Raw genomic sequence first — 7,953 nt, 5'->3', positions numbered from 1 at the left:
TGTCGAAGCGATTCGGCTTACGGACCGTGTTATCGAAAAATCAATTCGGCGCCAACGACCGAAGGGAGACAGTTTGGCGCCGACGTTCTGGTCTTTCTTCTATTTACATGATTCGAATGGGGCTCAGATTGGTTCAGATGCGAGGAAAAAAGCTGCAGGCTGACGACGTCATGCAACGAATGCCCCGTTCCGATCTTTTCTTCCATTTGCTTTTTGCGAATTCGGTTCAGATGGATCCAGATGCGAGGAGCCCCCACTTCCACCGACGACAGGCGGAAATTCCCGTTATTACGTTTTCCTAACGCCATCGTATTTCCTTCCATTTACCTTTTTCGAATATGGCTCCAGATTGGCCCAGATGCTAGGAATAACGCGAAGCAGGCTGACGACGTCGTACAAGATTTGGGTACTTCTAGGAAGCCTGCCGCGTTTGACAACGCAGATGGACCGATATGGACTGTAGGCGAAAAAGGTTTCCTACATCATCCGAAAAAATTCCAAGAAGTGGCTCGCCCGATGAAGGCATTTTTTCGGGCGTCTTTAACATGAAATTGTGTATCGCAACATTTTACGATGCGCCATGCCTTCATTGCCATCTCATAAATCTTGAAAAGGCAATGAAGGCACCTCGTGCAGAGAATCGGAGCGATTTTTGCTCCGAGTATAAAGAAAGGGGAGAAGCGCCCAGGCGTAAGCTACCCCCAAACGTGGGACGGTCCATCGTACGATAGGCCATGAGGCCATTGTTTCCACAAAACCTTTTTAAAAAGTGGCCTCACACACTTCATCAAATCAGCCCGATTTTTGGGCTGACTCAAAAGGGATCGACGAAGGCATATTTCGGGCGTCTTAGAAATAAGATTGTGGTACGGAACTTCTTACGAATCGTCAAGACTTTCTTGCTCTCATAAGAATCTTTTCTCAAGCAAGAAAGACACGTAACTGCAGCGAATCGGAGCGATTTTTGCTCCGAGTATTAACATGGGGGGGAGCCAATTCTATGACAAGAAGCTCCCCCCATGTTATAATATCTCCATCATAACCTCGAAAGGAAGCTCATCATGCCATCATCCATCGTTCGTAAAGCCGTAGTCCCCGTCGCAGGCTTTGGTACGTCCTTTCTTCCTGAAACAAAGACGATGCCCAAGGCCATGCTGCCTATTGTCGATATTCCCGCCATCCATTTTGTCATTGAAGAAATCACCAAAAGCGGCATCGAGGAAATCCTCCTCATCAGCGGCCACGCCAAACGCGCCGTCGAGGACCACTTTGATTCCTCCCCGGAACTGGAGGACCAGCTCTTCCAGTCCGGTAAGACCGCCCTTTTGAAAGAAATCCGCGATATCTCCAAAGTGAATTTTCACTACATCCGCCAAAAGCAGCAGCACGGCCTCGGTGACGCCATTTTGTGCGCCAAGGACTTCATCGACGGAGAGCCCTTCATCGTCGCCCTTCCTGACGATATCATCCTAAACGACGAAGAAACGGGCCTTTCCCAGCTCCTGCACCAGTTTGAAACTACCCAATCGACCATCCTTGGCTGCTGCAAGGTTGGGGCAGGGGATGTCTCCAAATACGGCATCGTTTCAGGTGAAAGGGATGAAACTCATTCCGACCTCATCCGCGTCCATGACATCACGGAAAAACCGGTTGCTGAAAATGCCCCCAGCCATCAGGCCGTCTTTGGGCGCTATATCATTACGCCTGACGTCTTTGATTACCTGGAACTCACGCCAAACGGCCTTAACGGACAGATCCAGTTGACCGATGCCCTGCGCGCCATGAGCCATAACGAGCCCATGTACGCCTACAACATGAAAGGCCACTTCTATAACGTCGGTGATAAAATGGGCTATCTTATAGCCATTGTCGACTATGGCCTGCGCCGCAAAGACCTGAAAGATGACTTTGCCGCTTATCTCAAGGACTTTGTCTCTAAAATGGAATAATGAACATAAGAGCTATGAAGCATGCTGCTTTGTGGCTCTTTTTGTCTATCTATTATGAGATTTTTGGACTGCTATCCATCATATAAGGCGATGCTGAAAAAGTGAAGAAATGCGGCGAAAATCCCCCAAAGGAGCCCTTTTTATGATATAATATTTCTATATGTTACATTACTTTCACAAATTGCTGCAAAATTGATTCTTAATTCCTGCTAAATAAATTTTCAAAATGGTGCCTGAAACGTAAGAGAATGGGTTCTACCGGTTCGCTGCGAATCCTTGGCACTATTTTTATTGGTAATATTTCTGCGTTTATTTAGCATAATCGAGTCAATTTACTTAGCAAATTAAAAAACGAATATTTCATTTATCCCTTTTCAAATGATAAGGGGTTGGAGATGTTATGGCTAAAAGTATTTCACGAAACTATCTATACAATGTGAGCTATCAGCTCTTAACTCTATTAACACCTTTCATTACGACACCTTATCTTTCACGTGTCTTAGGCCCTGATGGAATAGGAATATATAGTTATACGACCTCTATTGTTTCCTACTTCATACTCTTTTCGACGCTGGGGCTGGCTAATTACGGACAGCGTGAAATTGCTTATCATCGTGATGATCCTTATCTCCAAAGCAGGACATTTTTTGAAATCGTTCTTCTTAGATTTATCTTAGTTGGAATCAATCTTGTTGCCTATTATTCAATTATTAGATTTTCAGTTGGAGACCGGCTAATATACTGGATTCAGGCATTGAATATTGTTGCTGTTTTATTTGATATATCATGGTTTTTTCAAGGTCTTGAAGAGTTTGGGAAGATCGTATTTCGAAATTTTGTTATTAAAATTATAAATATTGGACTGATTTTTTTATTAGTAAAAGAGTCAAGTGACGTAAGTAAATATGTTCTTTTAATAGGGATAATGAATATTTTATCTGGCATATCGATTTGGTTCTTTCTTCCTCAATATTTAATACATGTACCTTTGGGTGCGCTTCGCCCGTTCCGAAATTTAAGAGTCATTATAGAGCTTTTTTTACCGCAAATTGCAATCCAAATATACACCGTACTTGATAAGACGATGATTGGGCTGATTACCGGGTCTTCTTTCGAAAACGGTTATTACGAACAGGCTGAAAAAGTTGTGAAGCTTTCCCTTACGGTGGTTACATCTCTTGGCACAGTTGTACTTCCTCGTGTAGCGCATTCTTTTGCCAAACAAAAATATGATGAGATAAAAAAGCTCATGTTCCAATCTTACCAATTTGTTTGGTTTATCACTATACCAATGTGTTTTGGTCTTATGGGAATTGCTCAAAACTTTGTTCCCTGGTTTTTTGGACCTGGGTATGCAAATGTAGTTTCTTTGATACAAATTCTCTCTGTGCTTACCATTGCCATAGCATTAAGCAATGTTACGGGAATTCAGTATTTATTGCCAACGAATCAGCAAAATCATTTGACTGTTTCTGTTGTTTGCGGTGCAATTGTTAATTGTTTCTTAAATGCTATGCTGATTAAAAGAAATGGAGCTGTAGGTGCAGCAATAGCCTCCATTATTGCTGAACTTGTTGTAACCTTTGTGCAATTTTATTTCGTGCGTCATGTTTTTTCATTTGGGAACGTTCTAAAACTTTCAATAAAATACTGGATTGCTGGAAGTTTTATGCTTGCAGGAATTTGTTTCTTGGGAAGACATTTTGCCCCCGCTCCCATATATACCGTACATCTAATTCTAATGGGATTCCTAATTTATTCTTCAATATTATTATTGCTTCGTGATTCTATGGTCTTTATGCTTGTTAAAAAGCTACGGAGCAGTGCATTGCATAAGAACGGATAACATTTTATTTATTTAGTAATGGAAGGATATATTTTTATGGACCAACTACTTTATCAAAAATCTACGCCTCTGATCAGGGAGCTGGAAAGGTATATTTTTTTGCTTTATGTATTTACACTCCCTTTGGAAAATGTTACGAAGCGAATTACAATATCTGCAATAGGAAAAAATATATCTCAATACTTTCTTTTATTAGGAATTATTTTATATATTTATGAATGCTTTAAGTATAATTGTAAAACCCAAAAGATACTTATACGCTTTTTATTTATTTTTTCTCTTTGGCAGCTGATGTGTCTTGCTTTGGGAATTATTTATTATCAATATCCTCACTATCTTCTCATAGACAAATCAACGAAGATTGCTGGAATCTATACCTATCTATTGGAAAGGGAAATTTCAGTTAACCCCATTTTTCTTAACAAAGTATGGCAATTTTTACGCTTTTCTAAAGAAATTATTTTGACTGGTAATACCACTTTCTATGTAGTCATGACTATTATGCATCTTTACGAAAATAATTTCGAAAGAGCCTTTTACGATATTCGAAAGCCTATTTTATGTATGGTTGTGCTAATGTGCTCCTACTCTTTGGTGGAACTTGCTTGGTTAAAGTTTCATTTAGATTGGGCTAAAACCATTCTAATCTTAATTAATCCATTTTTTTATGATGTTGCTTCGAGTCATAATTGGTGGCCACCACTACTATGGAAGGGGCAACTTAGAAGTATTATGCCAGAACCTTCGTATTTTGGATATTATGCTATTTTTTATATCCCATTTCTTTGGAGTTATTTTTTTGAAAAAAAAGTAAAAATGTTTTCACCTCTTTTGCTATTACTTTTTTCTCTTATGATTGCTGCTACGAATTCGAGAACAGCTATTATATTGACAGTCCTTGAATCTGTTATTTTAATGGGCATCACATTATTAAGCTGGAATAGATATTTTATTAAACGATCTGGATTAATCTTGATAATTATGGGAATTGGTTTGTTGATTAATTTGTTTAATCCAACTGGGATTAAGATTCGCAAACAAGAATCCAGTCTAGGAAGCTACGTTAATCAAAATATTATAAGTGTTGGCAATAAAAATATGCGATCTAATTCGGCTCGTTTGGGCAATTTAATAGCACATTTGTATGTTGTCAGTGATTTTCCTATTACTGGCGTTGGAAAAGGTCTTACATCCGCTTATATTAACGACAGGCTTCCTGAATTTTCATTCACGAATAACGAAGTTCGTAATTGGAGTCGATATATGTACCAAAATGGTGCTTTAAAAAGTGGTTTTCCTGCACTTAATTTGTATGCTGATATAGCTGCTTCCTCAGGAATACCCGGACTTCTTTTATTTCTTCTGCCCTTTGTTTATATGTTCAGACGATTGATCAAGGACAAAACTTGGATTCGTAATCCAAAGTGCTTCATGCTAGTCGGTTGTTTAATTACACTTCTTGCTGCGGGTTTCAGTAATTCATTTAATGGAGGGCCAATGGGAGTGGTGTTAGGTCTTTTATATATTCAATCTTGCTCATTAAGTAATTCTGCTCAGTAGGAGGATTAATTTATGTACGACTATCTGATTGTTGGTTCCGGCCTTTTTGGCAGCGTCTTTGCTCATGAAATGCATAAAAAAGAAAAATCCTGCCTTGTCCTCGAACGCCGTCCCCATGTTGGCGGTAATATTTACTGTGAGAACAAGGATGGCATTAACATCCATACCTATGGCGCCCATATTTTTCACACGTCGAACAAAAAAGTCTGGGACTACGTGAATCAGTTTGTTGAATTTAATAACTACGTCAATTCTCCCGTTGCAAACTATAAAGGCGAGCTCTACAATTTACCCTTTAACATGAATACCTTTACGAAAATGTGGGGCGTTGTAACACCTAAGGAAGCGGCCGAAAAGATTGCCCAGCAGCGCGCCGAAGCAGGCATCACGGAACCCAAAAATCTCGAAGAACAAGCCATTTCCCTTATCGGGACGGACATTTATACGAAGCTCATCAAAGGTTATACGGAAAAACAGTGGGGACGGAGCTGCACGGAGCTGCCAGCATTCATCATTAAACGTCTCCCCGTTCGTTACACCTTTGATAATAACTATTTCAACGACCGCTATCAGGGCATTCCCGTGGGTGGCTACAATAAGCTTATCAAAGGCCTTCTTGCTGGTATCGAAGTCCGTATCGGTGTGGATTATCTGAAGCACCGCGACGAATACAAAGATATCGCGAAAAAGATTGTCTATACCGGCCCCATTGACGAATACTTTGGTTACAAATTGGGCCCCTTGGAATACCGCGGCCTGCGTTTTGAAACGGAGCGCCTCGAAGAAGAAAATCATCAGGGTGTAGCCGTCATGAACTATACGGACCACGAAACGCCCTGGACTCGAATCATCGAACATAAACACTTCGAATTTGGTACCCAGCCCGTAACCTATGTGACGAAAGAATATCCCACAGATTGGCAGCCGGGCCAGGAAGCGTATTATCCGGTGAATAAAGAAAAGAATCAAGCCCTTTATGCAAAATACGCCAACCTCGCTGAAAATGAACAAAACGTCATTTTCGGTGGCCGCCTTGCGGAATATAAGTATTATGATATGGATGACGTAATCAAGAACGCTCTTGTTATGGCCGAGTTGATTTTGTGAAAGGGATATACTAATGACAGATGATATATTTTATATAGGTGAAAATTTAATTAAGCAAAGACACGCGGGCAGCAAGGCACGTTCCGATGTAGAAAGTATATTCGATGGGAGATACAAGCAGGTTTTTGAAATAAAACAACAAGCTTTTACTGGATATTTTGATAAAGCAATCTTTCTGTTATCGCTTGATTCTTTGTCTACGATCCATAAGTTACTTTCCAGTTTTCCACATGCTCCGATTATTATTCAATACCCATCTTACTATAACAGAATATATAATTGGCTTATTGAGAACTTTATATGGCATCATAAATCTGTTTTGTTTGTTCATGATATTGAAACGTTGCGTTATGGGGATGAACATGCAATTCGAAGAGAAATATCATTGATGAATAGTACAAAAGCCATTATTCTGCACAACCATAAAATGAGAGAAGAGCTGCGCCATCATGGGCTTATTGTCCCCGTTGTAGAATTAGGACTATTTGATTATATTATAAATAAAGAAATACCTAAGTTCGATAGAAAATTAGGAAATAGAATTGTATTTGCTGGTAATCTAGGGAAAAGTAAATTTCTCACAAAAATTCCTACTTCATCCTTACATTTGCAATTTGACCTTTATGGTATTAATTGTCCTGATAAGCTTATTTATGATAAAAGTATCTTTTATCATGGCAGTTTTGATGCTGATGATTTGCCTTACCATTTGGAAGGAAATTTTGGCTTAGTGTGGGATGGGTCCTCTTTAGATACTTGTGATGGTCCGTTAGGACATTATTTAAAATTCAATAATCCTCATAAACTATCATTATATCTGGCCTCTGGACTCCCAGTAATTGTTTGGAGCCAATCAGCTATGGCAGAGTTTGTACAAAATGAAAATGTTGGTATTGTTGTCGAAAGTTTGCATCAAGTTCGACCTTTTATCAATCAATTATCGAATGGGGATTATTTAAAGATGCTTTCAAACGTGAGGAATATTCAGCAGAAATTGATAAATGGTTATTTTACGAATCAAGCTTTAAATAAATTGGAAAAAATTTTATTAAGCTAAATTGCAATAACAAGTTGGACACTTTTCTAGCTCTGCTTAAACTACACCCAGACTATAGATTTTATCTAGTTCTTCTGAAAATATCTCTTCTCGACTATGGCAGCCGAGAATCTTTCGAGGAAGGCTGTTGCACCACAGCTCAATTTCTAAGATGTCTTCTGCTGTGTAGGAGTCAATCCGCTTCCCTTTAGGGATGAAACGTCGGATAAGCCCGTTGTGGCACTCTACGGAGCCTTTATCGCACGAGGCGTAGGGATGCGCATAGTATAGAGGGTCTCTGCAGCTTTTTCGAAGTTTGAAAGGCCTGCAAACTCTGAACCATTGTCCGTCGTAATTATTTTGAAGATTTCTCCGAAGTGTTCGCCGTATTCATCCAAGAGTGTTTCGAAGGCAGCCATAACGCTTTTAGCGGATTTGTCTGGCAGCTTAACAAT

The 7,953-nt window shown here is 39.7% G+C and carries 5 protein-coding genes and 1 pseudogene; 5 read left to right on the top strand and 1 reads right to left on the bottom strand.

Annotation, left to right across the window (positions count from 1 at the left end; all coding sequences use genetic code 11):
• Positions 1-1,061: 1,061 nt before the first annotated feature.
• The 5 genes from DW817_RS09245 (at position 1,062) to DW817_RS09225 (ending at position 7,519) form a co-directional block, all read left to right on the top strand.
• Positions 1,062-1,949 (top strand): UTP--glucose-1-phosphate uridylyltransferase, encoded by an 888-nt coding sequence (locus DW817_RS09245; protein ID WP_021736924.1) that lies wholly within the window; start codon positions 1,062-1,064, stop codon positions 1,947-1,949.
• 400 nt (positions 1,950-2,349) lie between these two features.
• Positions 2,350-3,795: a flippase gene (locus tag DW817_RS09240; protein ID WP_021736923.1), complete on the top strand. Its 1,446-nt coding sequence runs from the start codon at positions 2,350-2,352 to the stop codon at positions 3,793-3,795.
• Between the two features lie 36 nt (positions 3,796-3,831).
• A complete protein-coding gene (locus DW817_RS09235; protein ID WP_165851883.1) occupies positions 3,832-5,355 on the top strand; it encodes an O-antigen ligase in 1,524 nt (507 codons plus the stop codon).
• A 12-nt stretch (positions 5,356-5,367) separates the two neighbouring features.
• Positions 5,368-6,462, top strand: a complete 1,095-nt coding sequence (gene glf / locus DW817_RS09230; protein WP_120112206.1) for a UDP-galactopyranose mutase — start codon at positions 5,368-5,370, stop codon at positions 6,460-6,462.
• A 13-nt stretch (positions 6,463-6,475) separates the two neighbouring features.
• A complete protein-coding gene (locus DW817_RS09225) occupies positions 6,476-7,519 on the top strand; it encodes a beta-1,6-galactofuranosyltransferase (protein ID WP_120112202.1) in 1,044 nt (347 codons plus the stop codon).
• 36 nt (positions 7,520-7,555) lie between these two features.
• Here the strand turns inward: DW817_RS09225 and DW817_RS10890 are convergent.
• Positions 7,556-7,953: pseudogene (locus DW817_RS10890) on the bottom strand (IS30 family transposase); the annotation flags it as partial.

Source organism: Acidaminococcus sp. AM33-14BH (assembly GCF_003603525.1).
Classification (GTDB): Bacteria; Bacillota; Negativicutes; order Acidaminococcales; family Acidaminococcaceae; genus Acidaminococcus; species Acidaminococcus intestini.
The sequence above is the reverse complement of the archived record's forward strand: the minus strand, read 5'-3'. Positions and strand labels throughout refer to the sequence as shown.

What these genes read in the sequence shown, in the direction of transcription:
- DW817_RS09240 (WP_021736923.1), top strand. Translation starts at nt 2,350, where the DNA reads ATGGCTAAAAGTATTTCACGAAACTATCTATACAATGTGAGCTATCAG.
- DW817_RS09245 (WP_021736924.1), top strand. Translation starts at nt 1,062, where the DNA reads ATGCCATCATCCATCGTTCGTAAAGCCGTAGTCCCCGTCGCAGGCTTT.
- glf (WP_120112206.1), top strand. Translation starts at nt 5,368, where the DNA reads ATGTACGACTATCTGATTGTTGGTTCCGGCCTTTTTGGCAGCGTCTTT.
- DW817_RS09225 (WP_120112202.1), top strand. Translation starts at nt 6,476, where the DNA reads ATGACAGATGATATATTTTATATAGGTGAAAATTTAATTAAGCAAAGA.
- DW817_RS09235 (WP_165851883.1), top strand. Translation starts at nt 3,832, where the DNA reads ATGGACCAACTACTTTATCAAAAATCTACGCCTCTGATCAGGGAGCTG.